Origin of the sequence: Niallia endozanthoxylica, from assembly GCF_008710145.1 — a bacterium.
Taxonomy (GTDB): Bacteria; Bacillota; Bacilli; order Bacillales; family Cytobacillaceae; genus Bacillus_BD; species Bacillus_BD endozanthoxylica.
The window spans coordinates 171,230-194,949 of record NZ_VYKL01000037.1 but is presented as its reverse complement, the minus strand read 5'-3'; the positions used below and the strand labels follow the sequence as shown (position 1 = coordinate 194,949).

Sequence of the window (23,720 nt, the reverse complement as noted above, 5' to 3'; positions counted from 1 at the left end):
TCATCGTTACGGTCATTTCCGGGCTTTAAAATGTATATTTAATCGTTTGTTTTTCTTTATGTCTTTCTATTCCCAATTGAACAAGTGTTTCAATTAACTGAGGATACTCCACTTCTGTATGCTTCCATAGAAGCGGGAACATACTCACCGGAGTAAATCCAGGCATTGTATTCACTTCGTTAATCATCGCTCTCCCGTCTTTTGTTAAAAAGAAATCCGCTCTTACAAGCCCTGAACAATCAAGTGCCTTAAACGCTTTTAATGCCATTTCACTTAATGTTTTATACTCTTCCTCTGAAATCTTAGCAGGAATAATTAGTGCGGTATCTCCGTCTTCATATTTTGCCTTATAATCGTAGAAGTCTTCCTTTGGAACGATTTCTCCAACAACCGAACATTTAGGATCATCATTTCCAAGTACGGCAATTTCAACTTCTCTTGCCGTAACGCCTTCCTCAACAATCACTTTGCGGTCAAACTGAAAAGCTTCTTGAAAGGCCTTTTCTAGCTCCGCCCGATTGACACACTTACTGATTCCAACACTTGAGCCAAGGTTTGCCGGCTTCACGAAACAAGGATAGCCAAGCTCTTTCTCCACCTGATCATAAGTTGATTCCGGTTTTTCATTCCACTCACTTTTAATAAATGAAACGTATTGAACTTGATCAAGACCCGCATGGGCAAAAATATTTTTCATGACGACTTTATCCATCCCTGCCGAAGATGCAAGCACACCGTTTCCAACATAAGGAAGATTCAGTATTTCTAAGAGACCTTGTACGGTACCATCCTCACCATTTGGTCCATGTAAAAGCGGAAAAATGACATCAAAGGTTTTTCCATCCTCTGTTTGAAAAAGCTTTGATGAAAAAGCTGATTCTGATGAAGCAGTTTGTGAAAATTGCAGGTCCTCAATCTTTTCAACAGGCCCATTTAATTGCCCGCCTTTTATCCATTCACCTTTTTCCGTGATATAGATTGGATATATTTCAAATTTAGTATGATCTAATGCTTTATTAACAGCCAATGCTGTCCGCAAAGATACTTTATGCTCAGCAGATTTCCCACCATATAATAAACCTAATTTCGTTTTCATTTTAGACCTCCAATATATCAAATTCGTCCGTCGAATTTGCGCCCGGATTTTTATTCCACTCTTAACAGGCAGTAAGACTCCCACTGATGGAAGTTTCACTTGATCACGCTCGGTACATTCCCGAGGTTAAATCACACATGTACCATTTTACCACTTTATAACATAAGCGGGAGGGTTATTTGAACTATCCATTTCTTATCATATGTATAGTTGGGCTGAACCGAAACCCATAGTTGTGCCCATGTGTGAAATTTATAAAATTTTCTCCACCTGCTTTTTTAGCATATGGAAAGCTCCTCTTATTTCCCTTCACAAAAAAACAGAGTCAAATCCTCACTCTGTTTAACATTTTTTTATTATATACTACCTTTGTTCCTTTTACCTCATTTGGTTGGTAATGGAAGAATCTTATTCCGCCACATGACTCATATCACTTTCAACTAGTAACTCAAACCGCTTATTTTCCCATTTCACAATGGAAAGACTGGTACCATCGACTGTAGGCTCCGTCCACAAATCCTTTAATTCAATCTCTTTAAAAATAAGATAGAGGATTTTTATAAAAAGTCCGTGTGTGACAACTAACAGATTTCCGGTTAATTCACTCTTTTTCAATTCCTCCAGAAAACCATTCGCTCTTTCCAGCATATCTGCAAATGATTCTCCATCCCCACCCAGAAAAAGGTTAGGCTCATTCATAAAGGAATCATATTCTGCGGGATAATGTTCTTTAATTTCTTTTGTCGTTAACCCCTGCCAAGAACCTAAATGCATTTCCATAATCCGCTCGTCTGTTCCTATTGGAGTCGTGCGAGAACCGCGAAGAATCTTCGCTGTCTCAAGCGCCCGATCACTCGGACTCGAAATAATTCCTGCAAATTCCGTATCCTTTATCTTTTCTCCCAGCCTTCTCGCGTATTCCCTGCCTTTATCAGACAAATGGGAATCTAGTCTTCCTTGTATTCGATTGACCTTATTCCACTCTGTTTCTCCATGTCTCACAATATATAACTTTAGCATTCCGAAACTCTCCCGTATTTCTTTTACCGTACTCTTTATTTTACCTCTATCTCCAGCGAATGATAAAGGTCTAAAGTCATTTCCTTCACAACCGGCTCCAGTACGGCTGGAAAAGCAATCAATATACAAGTGGAAGGTCCGGAGGTTTTTAGCACATCCAATTCACATCCGACTGAATTCAAAGCTAACTCATCATTATCTGCCATCACCTTCAGTTCATGAAGGATTCCCTTTGAACCGACAGGCAAAAGAATAACACCATTCAACCCATTCAATTCTTTAAACAAGGACAGCGGGACTACTTCATGACTCTTTTTGAGCACCTCTTCCCCCACTAACGGTGATCCAATGACTGCAAACTTCATCTTAGTAAAAGACACTTGTTTTTCTGTAAACTCCCGATTTCGTTTCCCAATCACAATTGTACCGAAACCTGATTGCAGCAATGGGAAATTACTTTCTGTACTTCCTGAAATCTGAACAAGAGACTTCATTCCCAATTCATCCAAACCGCGTTCTACTCCATTAACCATTGCCTGCCAAGATTCATCGCCGCAAAAATTATGGATAATGACTGAAAAAGGCTCTCCACCAGCAGCCATACATTCCATAGCAGCCACTCTTAAGCTGAAATATGAGACCACATCATATGGTGTATGAACCAAATCATTTTCCTTTAATCCAATGCCGCCGCTATTATCAGATGCAATAACAAGCGAATCTCTTTCACTCATAGGAATAACCATAATATCTCGTATCATTTTACCGCTTCCTTATGAAGAAATACACTTGTTAAACGAGGCGCCAAAAGAAGAGCTAATACCGTATTAAGTACAGCACCAATTAATAAGGACGGAATCATTCCAATATAAAACCCCGACCCCATGATAAATAAAAACGGTAAAGGAGAAACAAATGTATTTCCTATGACAAATAAAATGCCAGCTAGAATTCTTTTACCCTTATCATAGATAACTGTAAACATCCAAACTAAGAGGGCCATTTCCACAGCAATTAAGAAATGAAACGGTCCTAGGGGCATTCCCCCGATGAGCGCTGAAACTAAATGACCAAAAAGAGCGACAAGTGCACCAGGAAGACTCCCCAAGAGGGCACCTGCTGCTAAAGCGGGCACCATATCTAATGCAACACTTGAAACAATGGCCGGAATTTTAATAGAAGCTCCGACCACTGACAAGGCAATGAATAAGCTGACCAGACTAACCTTCTTGATGTTCATTTTCTGCCTCCTCTTTTCTTTTTCCGCCGCGGAATACCGGTGCACTGCGAACATATTCCACATCCTTCACATGAAGCCTTGCATTCACTACTCGTGCAACAGCAAAGAAGTAATCTGACAGCCTATTCAGATATTGCAGCTGACGATGAAATTCGTTATCTATTTTTAAAAGAGTCACAACCAATCGTTCCGCTCTTCTTGTCACTGTACGTGCAATATGAAGAGTTGCAGCAGCCGGAGAACCGCCCGGTAGAATAAACCGTTCAAGCTCTGGTGCTTCTTTAATTAATTCATCGATTCTTTCCTCTAAATAGGTAATCGATTCAGACGTTAATTTCGATTGGCGTTTTTTCGTCACATTGGCCAAATCCCCGCCGCAGTCAAAAAGCTCATGTTGAATTTTTTCCAAATCATCCAAGATATCTTTAAATACATCCCCATCAAGCTGTGTCACAGCCTGCCCGACAAAGCAGTTCACTTCATCGACTGTTCCATAGGCTTCTACCCTCACATCATCCTTATCCACTCTGCCCCCGATAATGCTTGTTTGTCCCTTGTCACCTGTACGCGTATATAATTTCATCCCAAAACTTCCTTTCACTCTATTTTAGTTTTTGATTGATTCCATACCAGATCACATCTACCCTTTCGGAGGCAGCTGCACTATCTTGGAAAACCCTGCCTGTTACGTCCCGCCAAATACGTTCCTCGAGTGTGGCAGGTACAATTCCTTTTGTGATATCTGCACCTATTAAGATGGCCTTTCTTCCCTTCTGATTCTTTTCCCATAACTGCCATTTCTCCAAAAGTGCCCGCCATTTTTCCCTGACGGACCTTTCATCGTGATCATTTAATAATTCCTTTACCCACAGCTCAAGCCCTTCCAAAACAACCATTTCCTTATTAGAAGACTCTAAGCTATCGGGCAAAGCTTCTTGACGGTAGGCAGTAATCCAAAGGCTGTTTTCTTCGTTTATTCCATTATATGCTTTTACCCATTTTGATTTTCCGTTAAAGGCACCGCCCGTAACAAATTGCAACGTTCTCCCCTCCTGAATGCCTCACGATTTGACCAGACAAGCTCGAACCCATTTCCATGAGGAACCTTCCATTCCCAGAAATCGCGCTCTTCATAAAGCTTTGATAATAAATAACGTATTACACCCCCATGGGTCACAATAGCGAGCTGATGGATATTGTCACTATCCATCATGGTTAAAACCCTTTGCCATCCCTTTTCAATCCTGTCCGTAAAAACAGAATAGCTCTCACCCTGAGGCGGTGCTTTTTCATATTGGTTATTAAGCCACTCCTTATAATCAGGATTACCCGAAAGCTCGTCGTATGTTTTCCCTTCCCAGCTGCCGAAATGGAGCTCGCGAAATTCAGATAATATGAGGGGGGATTGATCGGGAAATAGCAGGTTTGCCGTTTGCAAACAGCGCTTTAAATCACTCGTGACAATTTGCTCATAAGGAGAAGACTCCGGAAACTTCCCCTTCAATGTTTCTCTTACATCCTCGCAAACAGGAGAATCTGTCCAGCCAATATAGGCCTTTCGTTTATTTTCTTCAGTTAAACCGTGACGAAATAATGCCACAACCACAGTGTCATCCATAAAACCATTTCCACTCCTTCCACAGATGCTCCTAATACATCACCTGTTATTCCGCCAAACCATTTGACTGCTTTTTTCGCTGATATCATTATAAATACGACCCCAGCCAGTAATAACAGGAAGGCACCACCAAGCGCCCCAGGCCAAATCGCTAATAACACAACAAACAAAATAATAATATAAATAGGATAAATCCAGAGAGTATACTTGGAAGCTGCATTTTTAAACAGAGTGCCAAGTCCCTCTTTCTTGGCTGCCTTTACATATATTAAAAGGACACCCATCACACTTTTACTTAAAAAAGGGATGAAGGCAATAAGCACATACGAAGCATCATAGAGCCGCTGGGCTATCTCATAAATAAACAAAAACTTAGCACTTAATAGGACCACAATAGAAAGAACGCCAAATGCTCCTACCCTTGAATCCTTCATAATTTCCAATCTTCGCTCCCGGTCACGATAGGAGAAATAAGCATCACTGGCATCCATCCAGCCATCTAGATGCAGACCTCCCGTTAGAAGAATCATCGAAAGCCATACAAAGAAAGCTGCTGCAAGCGGGGATAACGGTGTCCAAGCGGAAATAGCAAACAGGACAAAGGCATAAAAAATCCCCTGCAGGAGACCTAAGATGGGAAAGGTTTTGATTGCCTTTTCAATATGGACACGGTCCATCGGTACTTCATATGGAATCGGAATGCTCGTAAAAAATTGAAAGGCCATGATTAATCCTTTAATGGTCTTCATGGTCAAAATTCCAATCTAAGATGATCTTTTTGATTCTCTCCATATCCATATATTTTCCCATCTCTTCTGCCAATCTTTCATACCGCTCATCGCTTAAATTCTCGTCATCAACCTTTCGACTTTGCGGTATATAGGCTATGCTGTCCATTTCATCGATGGATAAGGAATCCTCACGTTCAATCATATGATTGCTTATATAGGGCAGCACACCTAGAACTGGGATTCCTGTCTTTTCCTCAAGAAATGTAACACCGTCCTTAAATAATCTAAAATCACCGCGGAATTTATTGATAAGGATTCCTTTGACTCTTTTTCGCTCTTCATCAGACAATAATTCAAGTGTTCCGACGATGCTTGCGAAGACACCGCCTCGATCAATATCTGCGACAAGAAACACAGGGACATCTGCCATTTCAGCAACCTTCATATTGACAAGCTCGCGGTCCTTTAAATTCATTTCAACTGGACTGCCCGCTCCCTCCATGATGAGCCAATCATATTCCTTTGAAAGCTCCTGAATAGACTGACGAATGACTTCCATTCCCTTTTCATAGAAGGTTTCACGGTAGTCTTTTCCAGATAACGTTTCGTGGGGTTCTCCCAGCAGCACAATCTCTGAACTCCTGTCAGAATACGGCTTTAGGAGGATTGGGTTCATCCAAACAGAAGCCTCTGTTTTAGCCGCTTCAGCCTGCACCCCTTGAGCTAGTCCAATTTCTGAGCCATCCTTCGTTATATACGAGTAATTAGTCATATTCTGTGATTTAAACGGAGCAACCCTAATCCCTTCATTCGCAAATATTCTGCATAAGGCAGTCACGATTAAACTTTTCCCTACATCAGAACAGGTTCCTTGAATCATGAACCCCTTCATTTGACCACACCTTTCATTTCAAGCGGTATCCCGGATTCAACTAAAAAAGCCCTTGAAGCTGAAGCAACGATTCTTTGATGCAATTTCCCCAGTAAACGGCTGTATTGAAAAACCAGCTCATTAGAGGCAATGGGTTCGTTCAGCACTTCATTACTTACAATGACGAGTGTCCTCACTTTCTGAGCAATCAGCACAACCCCATCCCACATCACTTCAAATAAATCTGCTAAAAAATTTTCCTTCTGCCAGTTGTCTTCTTCAAAGAACAGCTCATTATTAAGCCATGTCGTTAAACAATCAAGCAGTACAACATCCTGCTGATGAAAGAACGCTGCCAATTCTCCAATTGAAACTGGCTTTTCCCATGTATTCCAGTCCAATCCGCTTTGATTGCGATCTTCCCTATGCTTAAGAATTCGGTCTGTCATTTCAGTGTCTGAAGGCTGCATCGCTGCAATATAATGAAGCCGGCCCGTCTTAGACTTCTTCCATATATCAGCTGTCAGTTTTTCAGCAAAGCGGCTTTTCCCGCTGCGTACACCGCCGGTTATAAAAATAATGGATTCAAGCTGCGCCATGCCTGCATCGCCTCCATTAACCTTCTGTTTTCATCGGATGTTCGAATAGCAAAACGCAGCCACCGGCCATCAAGACCTGTAAAATTAAAGGTATGTCTTGGAACGATTCCCCGCTTCAGCAAAAATTCGAAGAGCGGGTACTGATCATCGAGCCCGATATCCCGCAGAAGGTAGAAATTTATTGCTGTATTGGAAACTTCAAAATGATGTTCTTGATAAAAGTCAAAAAGCACATTCCGTTCAGACTGAATAAATTGAATCGTCTTAAAGATATGGTTCTCATCTTCTAAACACCACTCTCCTGCTTGTAAGGCAACACTGTTAACACTCCAATGCGGCTGAAATTCTGACAGCTTTTCAATCAATCCCCCATCTGCCATTAAGTAGCCTAAACGTAATCCAGGAATAGCAAATACTTTTGTCATCGATCGCATTAGAATTAATTGCGGAAAATCCTTTAAGAATGGAACGAGAGGTTCATATTCAGCCGTAAAATCATAAAATGCCTCGTCTATAATTAGGAAACAGTTTTCATGTTTACATGCTTTTAAGAGAGGTAAAAGAATGCTGGTTTTATAATACATACCGGTTGGATTATTGGGATTGCACAGAAACACAGCATCCATACCTTGGAGTTTCCCAATCAGGTCATCTAAGTGAATCTCCCAGCCATCTGACAGCCTATAATAAGAAACGTCACAGTTGTTAACCAGACATGCCTTTTTGTATTCAGAAAAAGCAGGTTCCACAATCATCACTTTTTTCCCTGACAACAGTCTGCCAATCAGACTAATAATCTCTGCACCGCCATTCCCTATAAGAATCTGCCCTGGTTCAACCCCTTCGCGTTGCGATATTTTTTCTTTGAGTGATGCCATATGTGGGTCAGGATAGGTTCCCATTCCTTGAAACAAATCACCCCAGCGCTTTTGTAACACAGCAGGCGGACCGAGTGGATTAATATTAGCACTAAAATCTAATAAGGATTTCGGAAAAGGAAGTCCGGCGGCTTCATATAAATATTGAGGATTAGATCCATGTAACGGCCATTTCAACTAACACACCTCCAAGCCATAATAGGATTAAAAATAAATCGACAGTCTGGGAAAGAATGCGATTCATTTTGAGAATATCTTTGCTTTCTAACGTAACCAGCGGATCGCCCATTCTCGCACGATTTGAAACCATTCCCTTGTATGTATTGATTCCTCCAAGCTGGACACCCAAAAGAGCGGCAGCAGCCGCTTCACACCAGCCGCTGTTTGGACTTGGATGTTTTTTTGCATCACGGAACAGGATGCGCCATGTCTCTTTCCGATTGGTTTTAAGCGGACGGTTAGCCAGCAGCATCATAAAGCCTGTTAACCTGCTTGGAATCCAGTTAACGGCATCATCCATCCTCGCAGATGCCCAACCAAAGTCTTGATAGTTTTCATTTTTATAACCAACCATCGAATCACACGTATTAATTGCCCGGTATACAAGCGCGAGCGGAGCACCGCCAACTAAAGCCCAAAACATAGGTGCTGTCACTCCGTCGCTCGTATTCTCCGCAACCGTTTCCACCGTTCCACGGACAATCTCTGGTTCAGGCAAATGCTCAGTATCCCTGCCGACAATATAAGAAAGCTTAAGACGCGCTTCTTTAAGATCCTCCTTTTGAAGCGGTTCATATACCTCTAAAGCAGCATCCTTCAAGCTTTTTTGAGCGATAGTCGCGGCAATGATTATCCCTTCAACAAGTATTCCAACGAGCGGATGTATGCTATAAGCAGCCATACAAATCAATAAAGAAGGCAGCAGCACAGCTAGAATGATAATTAGAAGCATCCAAACTCCTTTCCATTTCCGCGTCTGCGCTCCGCCATTGTTAAGCTGCTTATCAAGAAAGGCAATCATCTTGCCAAACCATTTGACAGGATGCGGCCAGGAAGGGGGATCCCCTATTATTCGATCAATGATAACAGCTAATGTTATCGATAATGCATGTTCAATCAGCATATGCTTTCTCTCTTCTTTCTTTGCTCTTCACAATTGCTTCCTTTGTACATTCATATACTCCCTTGCCAATCAATTTCCCAAGCGGCGCAATGCTGCCGGCATATTCAAGCAGCTTGCCCTTTTGAGTCGCAGCAATTAAAATGCTGTCGGTAGACGTTCCTGTGGCAATGGTTCCTGTATTTACGTCTTTAATGTCCATATCATGCATGACTTTAACCTTTGCTTCCGTCGCGGTTACAACGGACTGGATAAATGCCTCCTCGGTTAATTCCCCGTTAACAAAAAGCCAAGTATTGATTGTTCCTGGTGTTAATATACCGCACTGCTCATGGCTTTTGGACACATCAACGGCATTGCCGACACCTGCTGTCACTATCACAAGTAAAGAAAATCCAGCACCCTCGTAAAGCCGGTACACTACATCCTCTGTATACACAGCCGTCATCATGCCAACCGTTTCAGAGGGTTCAAAGCCATTCGCCTTTAGAAATTCACTCATTTCTTCCCGGGGATTGCTGCAATTGTAATCCTTGTCAACATGTCTGTTTACAAACGTGTGATACCAGCCCATACCCGATCCCGTCACACCTGAAGACATGGTACGCAAAGACATCGGAGCTATTAAGGAAATAAATTCTTGGCTCACGGTCAGATTTTCCGTCGTAATCTTCATATCCTTTCGATTCTGATAATAAGATTCAGGCAGTAAAACCACTTGTGGAGCAGGAACAATAGGATGAGGATGTTTTCTGATTTCTGTATGGTAGACATTTTCAATCGTTTCTTGTTTTAATACTTCATTCGGTGTATCATAGCGATTTACTTCTCCGTTTTCCAGCAGCAAAAGACGATCACAATACAAACCAGCAAGATTTAAATCATGAAAAATAGACACAACGGTTAAACCCTTTTCCCGCGTCCATTTTTTCAATAAATCTAACAGTTCCTTCTGATAAGTTAAATCCAAATGATTGGTCGGTTCATCCAAAAGAAGGATTTCCGGCTCCTGTGCAAGTGCCTGCGCAAGAAAAACCCTCTGCCTCTCTCCACCAGATAATAAATGGGTCGGCTGGTCTTGGAAGGAAGCCACACCAGTCCAGCTCATGACATCTTGAACAATGGCCTCGTCTTCTTTACTCCATTCATTAAAAAAGCCTGATTGATGTGCATATCGTCCAAGTGAAACCGTTTCTCTGACAGAGTAGGAAAAGGCTTCTGATGAATGTTGTGATAGAACCGCAATGACCTTTGCCAGCTGTTTCGTTGAATATTTTTTTAAGTGCTGACCTTTCAAGAGAATGTTTCCTCTGTTATAAGGTAGAATGCCGCTTATCATCTTAAGCAAGGTGGTTTTTCCACTTCCATTTGGTCCAAGAATTCCAAAGAGCTCGCCCTTACGTACTTGAAATGATACATTAGCAAGGACTGCCGTATCGTTGTAGCCGCCATATAATTGTTCAATCTCGAGCAACCTCACCTTCCCCTTTCCTTTCTTTTACTTCTCATTAGAATCAATGCAAACACCGGGGCTCCAATTAAAGAAGTGATAACACCAATAGGAAGCTCTGTTGGTGAAATAATTGTTCTTGCTACAAGGTCAGCCAAAATAAGAAATCCGCTTCCCGTTAAAATAGACAAAGGCAATAAATGTCTATGATCGGGTCCCCAAAGTAATCTTGTTAAATGCGGAATGACCAATCCAACAAAGCCAATGGCACCTGAAACAGCCACCGCTGCACCAGTTAAAATGGAGCCAGCTGATAAAACTAGCAGTTTCCTCCTTTGTACGTTTACACCTAAATGCTGGGCGCGTTCTTCGCCAAATGACATAGCATTCAATTCTTTCGTATTAACTAATAAAAGCAAGGAGCCAATGATAAAAAATGGAATCATCATTTTAATATAGTCCCAGCCTCGCATCGATACACTGCCTAGAAGCCAGCCAATAATTTGCCTAAGTTCTTCGCCGGTTAAGGCAATCATAAGGGAAATAAAGGAGCTTAAAAATGAACTAAAAATAACTCCAGTTAAAATAATGGTTTCGACCTTCATAGAACGGTCAATTTTTTGCGCAAATAGAAGGACAATAAAGATGGTCATAAAAGAACAAATAATACTTAGAAAAGGTAATGTAAACGGACCGATAATCGGAATGGATAAATTTAAAAAGATTGTCAAAACGGCACCGACTGAAGCACCTGAAGAAACACCCAGTGTATAGGGGTCTGCAAGCGGGTTCCGTAACAACCCTTGAAAAGCGGCTCCTGCAATTGCAAGAGAGGCTCCAACTAACCCTGAAAGAATAACCCTTGGCAGACGAATATTTAGAACAATATTCGAATACATGGGGTCAATTTGCTCTATTGAAAAGCCGAAAAGAACTGAGCCAATAATTTGCACAATATCGAAAATAGGTACAGAAACTGTACCTATTGAAATAGCAAAGAGCATAGCTGTAATTAATAGAACGACAGCTAGCAAGTAAGCAACTATTTTATTATTTGAAAACGTCTGGGTAAACCGCTTTTGCAACTTCCTCTACTCCTTCAACAAGACGAGGCCCTGAACGTGTAACTTCATCGGAATTAACATCCACTACTTGCTTATTCTTTACTGCGTTAACATCCTGCCATCCTTCGCGGCCTAATACTTGTTCAGCAGCATCTGGCGTATAGAATCCATAAGTTGTAATAATGACATCAGGATTACTGGCAATAATCGCTTCCTGGTCAACCTTTGGCCAATCAGCCTCGGTCACTATGTTCTCTGCATGAATGATACTTAGCATTTCATCCATAAATGTATTTTTTCCTGCTGCGTATATTTCAGGGGCTGGCATAATTTCGATATAAACTTTTTTCCTGTCTTCCTCTTTAATTGAGGCCGCTTTTTCTTTAATTGCGTCTATTCTTGATTGCATATCGGCTGTAATTTCGTCAGCCTTTTCTTTCGTTCCTGTTGCCTTCCCAATCATAAGGATTGCATCATACACAGCATCAAAGCTTGTTGCATCATTTACAACAAGGACTGTAATGCCTGCATCACGGAGCTGCTGTAACCCTTCAACAGAGCTTCCCATTCCTGACCCGCCATGTGCAAGAACTAAATCTGGTTTTAATGAAATGATTTTCTCAACATTAAAGTTCATATCACCGATTTTTTCTTTTTCCAATGCTTCCTCTGGATAATTGTCATAATCGGTTACGCCAACAATCTCATCACCCAGCCCTAAAGCAAAAGTAATTTCTGTATTACTAGGCATAAGTGAAACAATTCTTTCCGGCTTTGCTTCAATAACAACCTCTTTATCCGCTGCATCCTTTATCTTTACTGGAAAGACATCCGTTGCTTTTTCCTCAACCGATTCTTTCTCCTCGGTCTTTTGATTCGGTTCATTTTGTGCTGTCTTGTTCTCATCTGCTCCGCCACAGCCTGCTAATACCAGAAGGCTTAACAACAGGGCAAACAATACGGTATAAAACTTTTTCAATTTATATTCCTCCCTTTTCTTATTTTATCTTGTTAGTCTTACATATAAATTGAAATCAATACAACAAAAAAAGCATCTCCTAAAGTAAAGGAGATGCTGGATTGACTATATAAATATTAAATCTAGCCGGTTTCCATCCACCCCCTATCCTCGTAGGTTTTTTGGTGTGAGAAACAGGCTGGTCTCCTGGCTCATGATCATTGCTTCCTGCTCCTTCCCATACAACGTACAGTGGATTCGCAGGTCACTCCCATTTACAGTGGCGGGACCGCGTTGGACTTTGCACCAACTTCCCAATTAAGTCTTGTTTTAATAAGACACCTATTCCTAAACTATATGTAAATTTTCAACAACCTGATTATATCATCACCGAAATACTAATCATAGTATTTTATTATCCTGTACGCATGAAGAAGGACCGTTTAATTTGATCTCATTTTCCACTCACGCGTTTTCTTATCAAAAATAAGCTTCGCATCACATGGCCTTTTGCTGTTTTTTTCATATTCTTCGTACATATCATCCATATTTGAAAAATCACCAATCACCCATACTGGCAATTCAATGCGAAACCGATTTTGCATAACATCCTTAATAGACAAAACTAAACCTTCACTCATAAACTTTTTTATAGATAATAAAAGATGCTCGTCAACGGATGGATAAGTTTTTTTCTTTTTCAACCCTAATAAATTTTTCTCTGGCTTAATGGCTTCAAGCTTCATCGGAATCAATTGGCTCAGAAGGTTATAAAAAAGATTCACATCCCGGTAATAAGTTTTGTTAAACCAGCCATCATCATGCGCTAAATAGGCAAAGGAATTCCCTAAATAGCTGTAGAAAGGAGGTCTTAAAGGCTCTTTGACGTGACCAAGATAAAGCAGCTCCGCTAATACCTGACCAGGAATTTCATCTAACCCTTCCATTTCTTCAAAGTCAATCCAGCAAAAATCTCCGTACCCGTAAACATCTTCTTCAACGAGCTTCATTACTCTTTTCTTTGGCACATAATCAAGCATTGTGTGCATATTAAAATCTCCATCATCAAACCGATGCTTGAGAAGGAGTAAATGATTGATGGATTCGTGTAAAGACAGCAGGAACTCACGAAATTCAATCCCATAAGAAAGTACATACTGATCCTTTTCATTTAAATGGATATAAATTACATCCCTTATATCATTCCTCTTCAACGATGAAACCCCCGAATATGTAATCAAAATATCCTTACTGTCTACTTTCTTAGCTCCATTATCTATTTTCTATCATAGCAGATAATAGAAATATTATCTTAATTAGTGCTTGTTATTTTTCAACAATCCTTCTAGGATAAGGTAAGTTCGACCATCCTTATGAACTATACATTTTTATTCAGTGTTGGGCAATGGGAAAATCAGATGTTTATAAAACGGACAAGATTTATATTGTACTACACTATTTTTATCGGATGCAGGAAGCAACATACAGACATAAAACATATCCCTAAAAAATCCTTTATTTCTAACAAACGCCTATGTCCCCTTTTCCGTAGACATGCATAACATATACTATCTATTTATAAATAAATTGACCATTATTACTCCATGTTCACGAAATTTCATTTTAATTCATATCATTTTTTCATTATAATAGTCATGCATGACTAATCCCAAGAACTTTTCCGGTGGAAGGAGCGTGAGACGTTTGATTCAAAACATGACTGAAAACCAAATCACACTTTATATTATTAAAGCTTTAAAGGAAAATAAACAAAAAGAGCTGGATGCTATTCTAGATGAATTGCAGCCCTATGATATAGCTCAAATCTATGCCGATCTGCCGGAAAAGCATCGAACTCGTTTCTTATTAAATTTAAAAATTGATTTACTTGCCGACTTAATTCAGGAATTAGATAGAGATGAACAATTTAAAGTTCTAAATAAGCTAGGGCTTGAGAGAAAAGGTCAAGTTCTTGATGAAATGGATAATGATGACCTGGCCTCTTTATTGGACGAATTATCCCCTGAAAAAATGGCTTCTCTACTATCCGGTATGAAAATAGAGGAATCTAAGATTGTTCAGAACATCATGAATTATCCTCCTGAAACAGCCGGGCGTTTAATGACAAACCGATTTGTTTGGATTCGGGATTACTATTCTGTAAGAGACGCAGTTGATAAGTTAAAAACCTTTGCTGAATTTGCCGAAACCATCAACTATTTATATGTAGTAGATAACCACCGTAAGCTTGTTGGCGTTGTATCCTACCGTGACTTACTGATTGCTGACGCCAATGAAAGAATCAGCAACATTATGTATGAGCGCGTAATCGCTGTATCGGATACAATGGACCAGGAAGAAGTGGCCCGCATGATTGAGCGCTATGACTTTCTGGCTATTCCCGTTGTAAACGAAAATAATGTCTTAATGGGGATTGTTACGGTCGATGATATTATCGATGTTGTGATTAAAGAAGCAAATGAGGACATTGAAAAGCTTTCCGCATCAGGTAAAGCGATTGATTTTGATACAAAAGCGTTTGTAGCTGCCTATCGCCGGCTTCCATGGCTTGTCTTATTATTGTTCATTGGTCTTATTTCAGGAAGCATCATCAGCGGCTACGAAAACACCTTACAACAGGTCGTGGCATTGACATACTTTATGCCCATGATATCAGGTATGACTGGAAATACTGGAACACAGTCACTTGCTGTCGTTGTTCGCGGCCTAGCTGTAAATGATCTTGATAAAAAATCGATTTTCAATTTAATTATGCGGGAATCCGGTGTTGGTATTATTATTGGTGTAACCTGCGGCATCTTAATTTCCATTATCGCCTATGTATGGCTTGGCAATCCAATGCTTGGTGTCGTTGTAGGCTCATCCCTCCTGCTAACTTTAATTATTGGTACATTGGCAGGAACAATTATCCCCATTTTCCTTTATCGGATAAATATTGATCCAGCAGTTGCATCCGGGCCGCTCATCACAACGTTAAATGATATCTTTTCATTAATTATTTACTTCGGAATTGCAACAGCTTTTATGCATTATTTAATGTAAATAACGAAAAGCGGAAGGCGCCTGCCTATCGGCGATAAGTATAAGACATAATATAGACGGTGTCAGGCACCAGAAAAAGACAAATGAAGCCCATTTGTCTTTTTCTGGTGCCTGACACTTTCTAAAAACAAAACGTCAAAATTATTTGTATAATTATATTGTTGTAGTTATAATTGTTTGCTACGATTAGGTGGTAAACACAGATGAAATAAGGTGTGAGAATGGAACGTAAGAATAAAGTGGCAGAGAGATTCGATTGGACATTAACACTATTATTATTGATGCTCTTTCTTGTCAGCTGCGTTGCAATATACAGCGGTCAAGCTTCAAATCAATATTCAGGATCAAACTTCCTGATGCAGCAAATCTTTTGGTATGGAGTCGGTGCGGCTATTATTGCAGTTGTCATGTACTTTGATAGTGATCAGTTAAATAGACTTACCTGGGTTATCTATGGATTCGGAATATTATTATTACTATTTTTAGCCGTTGCACCTGTTAGTGAATTCACGCCAAAAATTAATGGAGCTCAAAGTTGGTTTATCACCCCGGTCGGCTCCCTTCAACCTTCCGAATTTATGAAGGTATTTCTTATCATGGGCTTAAGCAGAACCATTTGTAAGCATCATGAAAAAAACATTAATAAAACGATGAAAACTGATTATTTATTATTAATAAAAATCGGACTTGTAACCGGTCTGCCAATTGGACTTGTTATGTTACAGCCTGATTTAGGAACCTCCCTCGTTATGCTGGCCATTATGACAGGTATGATTTTTATTTCCGGTATCTCCTGGAAGATTATTGGATCCCTTTATGGAACAGGCGCTGCCATTGCTTGTACCATACTATACTTTGTCATCTGGGCACCAGAAATATTAGAAAAATATTTAAATGTAAAGTCCTATCAATTTGACCGTATCTATGCATGGATTGACCCAAATAACAATGCGGCAGGATACCACCTTTCCAATTCATTAAAAGCCATTGGTTCTGGACTTTTAACCGGGAAGGGCTTTGGTGAAAGAAAAGTATATATTCCAGAAAGTCATACAGACTTTATTTTCAGCGTTATCGGAGAAGAATATGGATTTCTTGGTGGAAGTATTGTCGTTGGACTATTTTTCCTCTTAATCTATCACCTTACGAAAACAGCTCTAGAAACGGTTGATCCGTATAATACTTATATTTGTGTAGGAATTATTAGTATGCTGACCTTCCACGTATTCCAAAATATTGGAATGACCATCCAAGTCTTGCCGATTACAGGAATACCGCTGCCTTTTATTAGTTATGGCGGGAGCTCGCTTATGGGGAATATGTTTGCCATGGGGCTCATCTATAGTATCCATTATCACCATCGGAACTATATGTTTTCTTCAAACAATCATTATTCTGAACCTGATACGAAGACAATGGAAAGAAGCACGTCCAGTTAATCAAACGTTTGTTTAAATAAAAGACAACAGCAAAAAGCACGAGAGCTTTCAGAAATGAAGTCTCCCGTGCTTTTTTTGTTACGGCAAGTTGTTCCCTCTATTATTCTCCTAAATAAGCATTAAGCATCCATACATGTGTGTCAATGCTCTCGATTAAGCCAACAGCAAGATCATTTGTGATTGTGTCATTTTCTTCTTCAGCGCTGGCCGCTAATTGCTCCAAGCCTGCTTTAATTTCAATATAGTCTCTCACAAGTGCAGCAACCATATCAGATGCTTTTATTTCCCCGGCTGTTTCTTCTATTGTTGCTATTTCAAGAAATTCTTTCATTGTTGCGATTGGTTGTCCGCCAATAGCTAACAGACGTTCAGCAACTTGGTCCACAACTTGTCCTGATTCATTATATAATTCTTCAAATTTTGCATGAAGTGTAAAGAATAAAGGTCCTTTAACATACCAGTGGAAACGATGAAGTTTTGTATAAAGCACACTCCAGTTAGCAATTTGTTGATTTAATTTAGATTGGATAGTCATAAAAAAATTCCTCCTTAAGTATCGTTCATTTGTTCTTTCTTTATATTCTTATTATAACAAGTTTAATTTTAAAGTCAATATTAAATTATAATAATTATAATATAGAAATCACTATCGATTAATAAGGAAAGACATTCCAGTACAATATTATTCCTAAATAAAGAAAGAGTCAGTGACATTAATCACTAGACTCTTTTTGCTGCAAACATTGTTTTCCATGTCTAATTTATAGCTTTGTTTATAAGCATTGTTGATTTTGACTCATCTAAAGCTGAAAGGCGTGAGAAATGGATATTTCTCACGGATGAGTCAAAAATCTGAGTTATCAATCTGATTCGTTAATATGGCCTCATTTATAGATAAGCAGTTATTCCCCACTGCCATACTCTTATCCTACGGCAGTTTTTGATCAATCATATCCCGCTCAGGTATGAGTGTAGAAAGTGGTACAATATCAGCATATTCTTTGTATTTAGGGATGTATGTTTTCAATGTACTTACCACTCTTTCACCGGTAATTCCAACATGACCGATGGCAATTAATTGCTCCTCTTCAGTTAATTGTTGCATTAGTTTGTTAGCCTGTTTATTGATATATTGTTCTGAATAAATATGATCAAAAAATAAATCATTTTCTAAATGAGGAACGGATAATTCCTCAGCCACTTTTCCAACGACACTATTACTGCTTGTTTTGCTATCAAGATAATAAAGACCCTTTTCCTTACAAACCTCTAATACCACTCTCATGACCCGCTCGTCTTCTGTTACTTTTGATCCCATATGATGGTTCATCCCCACTGCATATGGGACGGATTCAATCGCCTTTTCAACCTGTTTTCTTATCTCTTTATCACTCATATCTGTTGTAATGGCTCCTGGTCCCAGCCAGCTCTTTTTTCCGCTCTTAGGCTCCATTGGCAAATGAACAATTACCTCATGTCCCTTTTTATGAGCTAATTTCGCATCACGAGCAGTAGTCGATAAAAATGGCATAACCGCAACAGTTATTGGGACAGGAAGATCTAACATCTCCTCCGTCCCCTTCATATTGTTGCCGAAATCATCAATGACAATTGCCAGTTCTTTTCTTAATGCTGTTTTTGTTTCCGCATGGATTTCAGTTATACATATTGAAAAAAGAAGCATAATAGTCATGAATGTTATTCTCATAGAAGCACTTCCTTTTCTTTTTAAGATGTCACAAAAGGAATTTTATTAAACCAGTTTTTTTAAAAAAGACAAAAGCCCAGTGTCAAGCACCGCTTATGGACACTATGAACCTTTTTGTTTTTTTGCAGTGCCTGACACCCTAATATAAAATGGTGAAGAATTCCCAAAAAAAGTTTGACAATTTTGTGAATTTTTTGAATAATATAAATATACAAAGGAGGTCGTTATGATGAATACACGTTTGAAAATATTAAATGCAACAAAATTCACTGGCAGTGTTACATTACTTTTAGGTACGTTGATTCTTTTATACGGTATTGTAAGCGGCTTCAATTCCGTAATTGGGATTGGAGTTGGCACAGTTGTTGGGGCAATTTTTATTTTTCTTATGGGAATGTTTTTCATTGCGACAGAGGAAATGGTGGAAAACACCTTCAAGGGAATCGAAATTACTCCAATTAAACCGAATAAAGTGGTGTACTTAAAAAGATAATCATTAAAGAAAAAGAAAGAGAGTGCCGATATCGGCACCCTCTTTCTATCCTTTTTTCTATTACATATCCCAAACAAAAAGCAGTAATGTACCTAGAATCGTTACTAACGCAATTCCTACCATGAAATACACATTACCATAAATGGACCATTTATCTTCTGTTTCACCAGCGTGCATGAATACGACAAGCTGCAACAATGCCTGAGCAAATGCTGTAACAAGTAATACAGTCATTCCAGCCGCAAAAGATAGATCCATGAAATACACAACAAGAGCTGCTGCTGTAAGAATTAACGAAAAGACAAAGCCTATTATTTGTTTTCGTGGAAATAGTTCGCTCATATTACATCATTCCTTTCAAGTAGATGAAGCTGAAGATAAAAATCCAGACAACATCTAAGAAATGCCAGTAAAGCGAGAAAATAAATGACTTATTCGCAGTTTCCGGAGTCAATCCGCGTTTTTTCAATTGAATCAGAATTGCTGTTCCCCAGAATAAACCGAACGTAACGTGCAATCCATGAGTTCCTAATGTTGTCATTAGAATAGCTGTGAAGGCACTAATTTGAAGACCTGCTCCAACATGTACATAATGAGCAAATTCATAAATCTCAACACCTAAGAAAGCTAAACCAAGAACAAGCGTAAGCGCGAAGAATGCCATCATCGCTTTTGTTCTGCCAAGACGCATCGCGTGTACTCCAAGCCCAATAAGAAAACTACTTGTTAAAAGCAGAATCGTTTCAATAAGGACTGGAGTAATTTCGAAAATCTCTGCCCCAGTTGGGCCGGAACCTGTCCGACCCTCATAAACAAAATACGTTGTAAAGAGTGTTGCAAAAAGCATAATTTCAGCGCCAAGGAAAATCCAGAAACCATAAATATTTAAATCATTTTGGTGTGTACTGTATTCAAGAGGCTGTGCATGACCAGCTTTCATTATTTAGCACCCCCTAATTTTTCTTCTGTTTCAGTAACTTCCTCTAAAGAGATATAACGTCCATGGTCCTTTTCAAACGAGCGATGTGCCAGACAAGCGAAGATTCCAATTGTTGAAATAATGACAAGCGGCCAAATCGCGAATACAAATGAAAATCCCCATACAAAGAAAATTGAAGCTAAAATAAATGGTACGCCGCTGTTATTAGGCATATGGATTTTATCCAATTTGCCCGGGAATAAAACATGTTTACGTTTTTTAGCATCCCAAAGCGGTTCACTTGTTTTAATTTGCGGTTCAATTGCAAAGTTGTATTCTGGTACTGGAGTATGCGTAGCCCATTCTAACGTACGCGCATCCCAAGGATCTGCACTGATATTTCTTGGAGCATAACGAACACTATAATATACGTTGTAAACAATTAATGCGAAAGCAACAGCCATGATTCCTGCACCAATGAATGAGATCATATTTAGAGTACTAAAGCCAGCTGCTTCAGAGTACGTGTACATACGACGCGCTTGACCATCTAAACCAGAAATATACATTGGGAAGAATGCTACAACAAAGCCGATTGATAACAGCCAGAAAGTCCATTTTCCGATTCTTTCATTTAACATAAAGCCGAACATTTTTGGCCAATAATACGTTAAACCAGCAAGCATTGCGAATACAACACCTGGAATAATTGTGTTATGGAAGTGAGCTACTAAGAACATTGTGTTATGGTATTGATAGTCAGCCGCTGACATCGCAAGCATAACCCCTGTAACCCCACCGATTGTAAACAGCGGGATAAAACCTACTGAATAAAGCATCGGTACGGTAAAGCGTATCTTCCCTTTCCACATGGTGAACAACCAGTTAAAAATCTTAACCCCTGTTGGCACAGCAATCGCCATTGTCGTAATAGAGAAGAAGCTGTTAGCCAATGCACCTTGACCCATTGTAAAGAAATGGTGGGCCCAAACAAGACATGAAAGAGCTGAGATGATAACCATAGAAGCTACCATTGATTTATAACCGTATAAGTTTCTGCTTGAGAATGTAGAAATAATTTCACTGTATAGACCAAACGCTGGAAGGATTAAGATATATACTTCCGGATGTCCCCAAACCCAGAAAAGGTTTGCCCACATCATATCCATACCGCCGTTTGTAGTTGTAAAGAAGTTTGTTCCAAATAATCGATCCATTGTTCCCATTGCAAGTGCTACTGTTAAAACTGGGAATACTGTAATAATAATCAAGTTAGCTACTAAAGTAGACCATGTGAACATTGGCATTTTCATTAATGTCATGCCAGGTGCTCTCATTTTCATGATTGTCGTAATCATGTTAATACCTGTCATCAATGTACCGAGACCGGATATTTGAAGTGACAGCATATAATAGTTCGTACCAACAGATGTACTGAAATCATTACTTGCCAGCGGGAAGTATGATGTCCAGCCTGCATCAGGCGATCCACCGATTACAAAGGAAATGTTAAATAACATTGCACCCATAAAGAACAGCCAGAAACTAACTGCGTTTAAACGAGGGAATGCAACATCACGAGCTCCAATTTGTAATGGCACAATGTAGTTCATGAAACCAATAATGAATGGCATAGCCATAAACATAATCATGACTACCCCGTGTGTTGTGAATACTTCATTATAATGTTGAGAATCTAGAAGTTTATTATCAGGTACAGCAAGTTGTGCACGTAGCATGATTGCATCAACGCCGCCACGGAATAGCATGATTAAAGCACATAATAAATACATGATACCGATACGTTTATGGTCAACTGTTGTTAACCATTCACGCCATAAATATCCCCATTTTTTAAAATAGGTTAAACCTGCAAGAATTGCAATCACTGTCAGACCAATGGCAACCATCGATGCATAAATCGCAGGACTTGGATGTGGTACGGCAAAACGTTCAAAAAATTCCATCCTTTTTTGGCTCCTTTCGGGAAATATACTACTCAATAAAACTATTTTTTGTGAGGACCTACACGTAGATACTCTTTAAAGATTAATGACCGCTATGCTCTGAATCTTCTTCATCCATTTTCATGTCTTCTGTGTGTCCTTCATGTGTTTCTTCTGAATCACTCTCAGATGAACCATGACCATGTTCTGGAGCTGGAGAAAACTCTAAATGAGTACCTGTAAATGTCATCTGACCTAGGTGCCCTGGTTCTAATAACTCATCAAATTTCTCTTCTGTAAGAGGATCTGCAGTTTCTTTTACTTCGTCTACCCATTCATCAAATTCCTTTTGGGACATTGCTGTAACGTTAAACATATTTTCTGCGAATCCTTTACCACTAAAGTTTGCGTTACGTCCCCACATTTCACCTTTTTCGTCAGCTGCTAAGTGTAAAGTCGTAACCATATCGGACATCGCATATTTTTGTCCTCCAAGCTGCGGAATCCAGAAGCTTGTAATAGAACCGTGTGAATATAACTTAAACTCCAGTGGACGATCTGTTGGAATATACAAGTAGTTCACTGTTTCAATATCTTCTTCAGGATAACTGAAATGCCATTTCCAATCGGATGATGAAGCATAAATAACTAATGGTTCTTTATCTTCATAACCCTTTGGTGTTGCTTCAACAATGTAGTTACTTTGTACAGATACAAATGAGAAGTAAGCAACAATAAGTACTGGAATACCTACACAAATTGCTTCCACCCATGGATTCCCCTCAATGTGTGGAGGTTCATAATCCGGACTTTGCTTTGAAGCACGATACTTAATTAATACATAAATCAAAATAGCGAAAACAATGATAACGATAAACGACATGATCCCAATGGATAACAAGATATCCCTGGCTTGCCTTTCAGCTTGAGGCCCTTTAGGATCTAGAACCAGCAGCGGCTCACATCCAGCAAGTACTGTGGTAATGGTAATTAAAAACATGAATAAAGCCGATTTAATTTTCATACAAGTACCCCTTTCTTTGAAAGTATCAATATATTTTTCTTGCATTTAAGCATTGCATGCTTGCATCAAAATAAATACAGACGACATCGACTAAAATTATTTCTAATGTGTGATTTTAGTCATTGCCACTGAATTTACTTTTTGCTATTTCTCATAAACAATATTAACATGATAACAACATCATTATCCTAAGGTAATTGTTACAAATTTAGTAAGGTATTTTTTTCCAGTTAATTTGCCAACGACATACCTCCCTAGTCTATTAAACTGCTATACCGCCAATGAAAACCCTTCCAACTTGATTAGTAGAGTGAATACTAGACATCAAAATTTAGAAAAAAATAATATTACTAGAAAAATATTCTAGTATATAGATATTTCACTACCACTATTAAAGCAGAAAAAGGATAAAAAGGGAAGGTATTTACTTAATGTAATTAACTTACTTTTAGTGGAATTATATATTACTTTAAACACAAAAAG

Annotated in this window: 25 protein-coding genes and 1 riboswitch; of the genes, 3 read left to right on the top strand and 22 right to left on the bottom strand. The window is 39.2% G+C overall.

The genetic code is table 11. The annotated features are described in order from the left end of the window. Window positions 1-25: 25 nt before the first annotated feature. The 16 genes from F4V44_RS21740 to F4V44_RS21665 form a co-directional block, all read right to left on the bottom strand. The gene (locus F4V44_RS21740; RefSeq protein WP_150442104.1) at window positions 26-1,096 is read right to left on the bottom strand and encodes a D-alanine--D-alanine ligase; all 1,071 of its coding nucleotides are present in this window, start codon (window positions 1,094-1,096) and stop codon (window positions 26-28) included. Window positions 1,097-1,504: 408 nt separating this feature from the next. After that, window positions 1,505-2,116: a histidine phosphatase family protein gene (locus F4V44_RS21735; protein WP_150442103.1), complete on the bottom strand. Its 612-nt coding sequence runs from the start codon at window positions 2,114-2,116 to the stop codon at window positions 1,505-1,507. Between the two features lie 35 nt (window positions 2,117-2,151). Next, window positions 2,152-2,877 (bottom strand): ATP-binding protein, encoded by a 726-nt coding sequence (locus tag F4V44_RS21730; RefSeq protein ID WP_150442102.1) that lies wholly within the window; start codon window positions 2,875-2,877, stop codon window positions 2,152-2,154. Beyond that, on the bottom strand, window positions 2,874-3,356 hold the full coding sequence (locus F4V44_RS21725) for an ECF transporter S component (protein ID WP_150442101.1): 483 nt from the start codon (window positions 3,354-3,356) through the stop codon (window positions 2,874-2,876). Before F4V44_RS21725 ends, F4V44_RS21730 begins: the two co-directional genes overlap by 4 nt. Continuing rightward, on the bottom strand, window positions 3,337-3,939 hold the full coding sequence (locus F4V44_RS21720; RefSeq protein ID WP_150442100.1) for a cob(I)yrinic acid a,c-diamide adenosyltransferase: 603 nt from the start codon (window positions 3,937-3,939) through the stop codon (window positions 3,337-3,339). The genes F4V44_RS21725 and F4V44_RS21720 overlap by 20 nt, the downstream gene beginning before the upstream one ends. A 19-nt stretch (window positions 3,940-3,958) precedes the next feature. Beyond that, entirely contained in the window at window positions 3,959-4,396 is a 438-nt protein-coding gene (locus F4V44_RS21715; protein WP_150442099.1) for a bifunctional adenosylcobinamide kinase/adenosylcobinamide-phosphate guanylyltransferase, read from the bottom strand. After that, the gene (locus F4V44_RS21710) at window positions 4,348-4,974 is read right to left on the bottom strand and encodes a histidine phosphatase family protein (RefSeq protein ID WP_150442098.1); all 627 of its coding nucleotides are present in this window, start codon (window positions 4,972-4,974) and stop codon (window positions 4,348-4,350) included. Before F4V44_RS21710 ends, F4V44_RS21715 begins: the two co-directional genes overlap by 49 nt. Continuing rightward, the gene (gene cobS, locus F4V44_RS21705; RefSeq protein ID WP_150442097.1) at window positions 4,932-5,723 is read right to left on the bottom strand and encodes an adenosylcobinamide-GDP ribazoletransferase; all 792 of its coding nucleotides are present in this window, start codon (window positions 5,721-5,723) and stop codon (window positions 4,932-4,934) included. Before cobS ends, F4V44_RS21710 begins: the two co-directional genes overlap by 43 nt. Next, entirely contained in the window at window positions 5,710-6,597 is an 888-nt protein-coding gene (locus F4V44_RS21700; RefSeq protein ID WP_150442096.1) for a cobyric acid synthase, read from the bottom strand. The genes cobS and F4V44_RS21700 overlap by 14 nt, the downstream gene beginning before the upstream one ends. After that, a complete protein-coding gene (locus tag F4V44_RS21695; RefSeq protein WP_150442095.1) occupies window positions 6,594-7,175 on the bottom strand; it encodes a bifunctional adenosylcobinamide kinase/adenosylcobinamide-phosphate guanylyltransferase in 582 nt (193 codons plus the stop codon). Before F4V44_RS21695 ends, F4V44_RS21700 begins: the two co-directional genes overlap by 4 nt. Further along, the gene (cobD, locus tag F4V44_RS21690; RefSeq protein WP_150442094.1) at window positions 7,145-8,230 is read right to left on the bottom strand and encodes a threonine-phosphate decarboxylase CobD; all 1,086 of its coding nucleotides are present in this window, start codon (window positions 8,228-8,230) and stop codon (window positions 7,145-7,147) included. Before cobD ends, F4V44_RS21695 begins: the two co-directional genes overlap by 31 nt. Further along, window positions 8,205-9,176, bottom strand: a complete 972-nt coding sequence (cbiB, locus tag F4V44_RS21685; protein WP_150442093.1) for an adenosylcobinamide-phosphate synthase CbiB — start codon at window positions 9,174-9,176, stop codon at window positions 8,205-8,207. The genes cobD and cbiB overlap by 26 nt, the downstream gene beginning before the upstream one ends. Beyond that, the gene (locus tag F4V44_RS21680) at window positions 9,166-10,647 is read right to left on the bottom strand and encodes an adenosylcobinamide amidohydrolase (RefSeq protein ID WP_150442092.1); all 1,482 of its coding nucleotides are present in this window, start codon (window positions 10,645-10,647) and stop codon (window positions 9,166-9,168) included. Before F4V44_RS21680 ends, cbiB begins: the two co-directional genes overlap by 11 nt. Before the next feature lie 2 nt (window positions 10,648-10,649). After that, window positions 10,650-11,708, bottom strand: a complete 1,059-nt coding sequence (locus F4V44_RS21675) for a FecCD family ABC transporter permease (protein ID WP_150442091.1) — start codon at window positions 11,706-11,708, stop codon at window positions 10,650-10,652. Beyond that, window positions 11,674-12,666 (bottom strand): ABC transporter substrate-binding protein, encoded by a 993-nt coding sequence (locus F4V44_RS21670; RefSeq protein ID WP_150442090.1) that lies wholly within the window; start codon window positions 12,664-12,666, stop codon window positions 11,674-11,676. Before F4V44_RS21670 ends, F4V44_RS21675 begins: the two co-directional genes overlap by 35 nt. Before the next feature lie 159 nt (window positions 12,667-12,825). Then, window positions 12,826-13,006, bottom strand: a riboswitch (cobalamin riboswitch). Between the two features lie 82 nt (window positions 13,007-13,088). Continuing rightward, window positions 13,089-13,859 (bottom strand): hypothetical protein, encoded by a 771-nt coding sequence (locus tag F4V44_RS21665; protein ID WP_150442089.1) that lies wholly within the window; start codon window positions 13,857-13,859, stop codon window positions 13,089-13,091. Between the two features lie 490 nt (window positions 13,860-14,349). Between F4V44_RS21665 and mgtE the strand changes: the two genes are divergently transcribed. Continuing rightward, entirely contained in the window at window positions 14,350-15,708 is a 1,359-nt protein-coding gene (gene mgtE, locus F4V44_RS21660; RefSeq protein WP_150442088.1) for a magnesium transporter, read from the top strand. 221 nt (window positions 15,709-15,929) lie between these two features. Further along, window positions 15,930-17,147: an FtsW/RodA/SpoVE family cell cycle protein gene (locus F4V44_RS21655; protein ID WP_150442087.1), complete on the top strand. Its 1,218-nt coding sequence runs from the start codon at window positions 15,930-15,932 to the stop codon at window positions 17,145-17,147. Between the two features lie 100 nt (window positions 17,148-17,247). Here F4V44_RS21655 and F4V44_RS21650 read toward each other — a convergent pair whose 3' ends face one another. Both F4V44_RS21650 and F4V44_RS21645 read right to left on the bottom strand, forming a co-directional pair. After that, window positions 17,248-17,682 (bottom strand): Dps family protein, encoded by a 435-nt coding sequence (locus tag F4V44_RS21650; protein WP_150442086.1) that lies wholly within the window; start codon window positions 17,680-17,682, stop codon window positions 17,248-17,250. A 393-nt stretch (window positions 17,683-18,075) separates the two neighbouring features. Then, on the bottom strand, window positions 18,076-18,855 hold the full coding sequence (locus tag F4V44_RS21645; RefSeq protein WP_150442085.1) for a divergent polysaccharide deacetylase family protein: 780 nt from the start codon (window positions 18,853-18,855) through the stop codon (window positions 18,076-18,078). 226 nt (window positions 18,856-19,081) lie between these two features. Between F4V44_RS21645 and F4V44_RS21640 the strand changes: the two genes are divergently transcribed. Then, the gene (locus tag F4V44_RS21640) at window positions 19,082-19,348 is read left to right on the top strand and encodes a hypothetical protein (protein ID WP_223882000.1); all 267 of its coding nucleotides are present in this window, start codon (window positions 19,082-19,084) and stop codon (window positions 19,346-19,348) included. Window positions 19,349-19,408: 60 nt separating this feature from the next. On the opposite strand, the gene qoxD is transcribed toward F4V44_RS21640, so the two are convergent. The 4 genes from qoxD to qoxA form a co-directional block, all read right to left on the bottom strand. Next, window positions 19,409-19,690, bottom strand: a complete 282-nt coding sequence (gene qoxD / locus F4V44_RS21635) for a cytochrome aa3 quinol oxidase subunit IV (protein ID WP_150442084.1) — start codon at window positions 19,688-19,690, stop codon at window positions 19,409-19,411. Between the two features lies 1 nt (window position 19,691). Further along, entirely contained in the window at window positions 19,692-20,288 is a 597-nt protein-coding gene (gene qoxC, locus F4V44_RS21630) for a cytochrome aa3 quinol oxidase subunit III (RefSeq protein ID WP_150442083.1), read from the bottom strand. Further along, entirely contained in the window at window positions 20,288-22,234 is a 1,947-nt protein-coding gene (qoxB, locus tag F4V44_RS21625; RefSeq protein WP_150442082.1) for a cytochrome aa3 quinol oxidase subunit I, read from the bottom strand. Before qoxB ends, qoxC begins: the two co-directional genes overlap by 1 nt. 82 nt (window positions 22,235-22,316) lie before the next feature. Next, window positions 22,317-23,237: a cytochrome aa3 quinol oxidase subunit II gene (gene qoxA / locus F4V44_RS21620; protein WP_150442081.1), complete on the bottom strand. Its 921-nt coding sequence runs from the start codon at window positions 23,235-23,237 to the stop codon at window positions 22,317-22,319. Window positions 23,238-23,720: the final 483 nt, after the last annotated feature.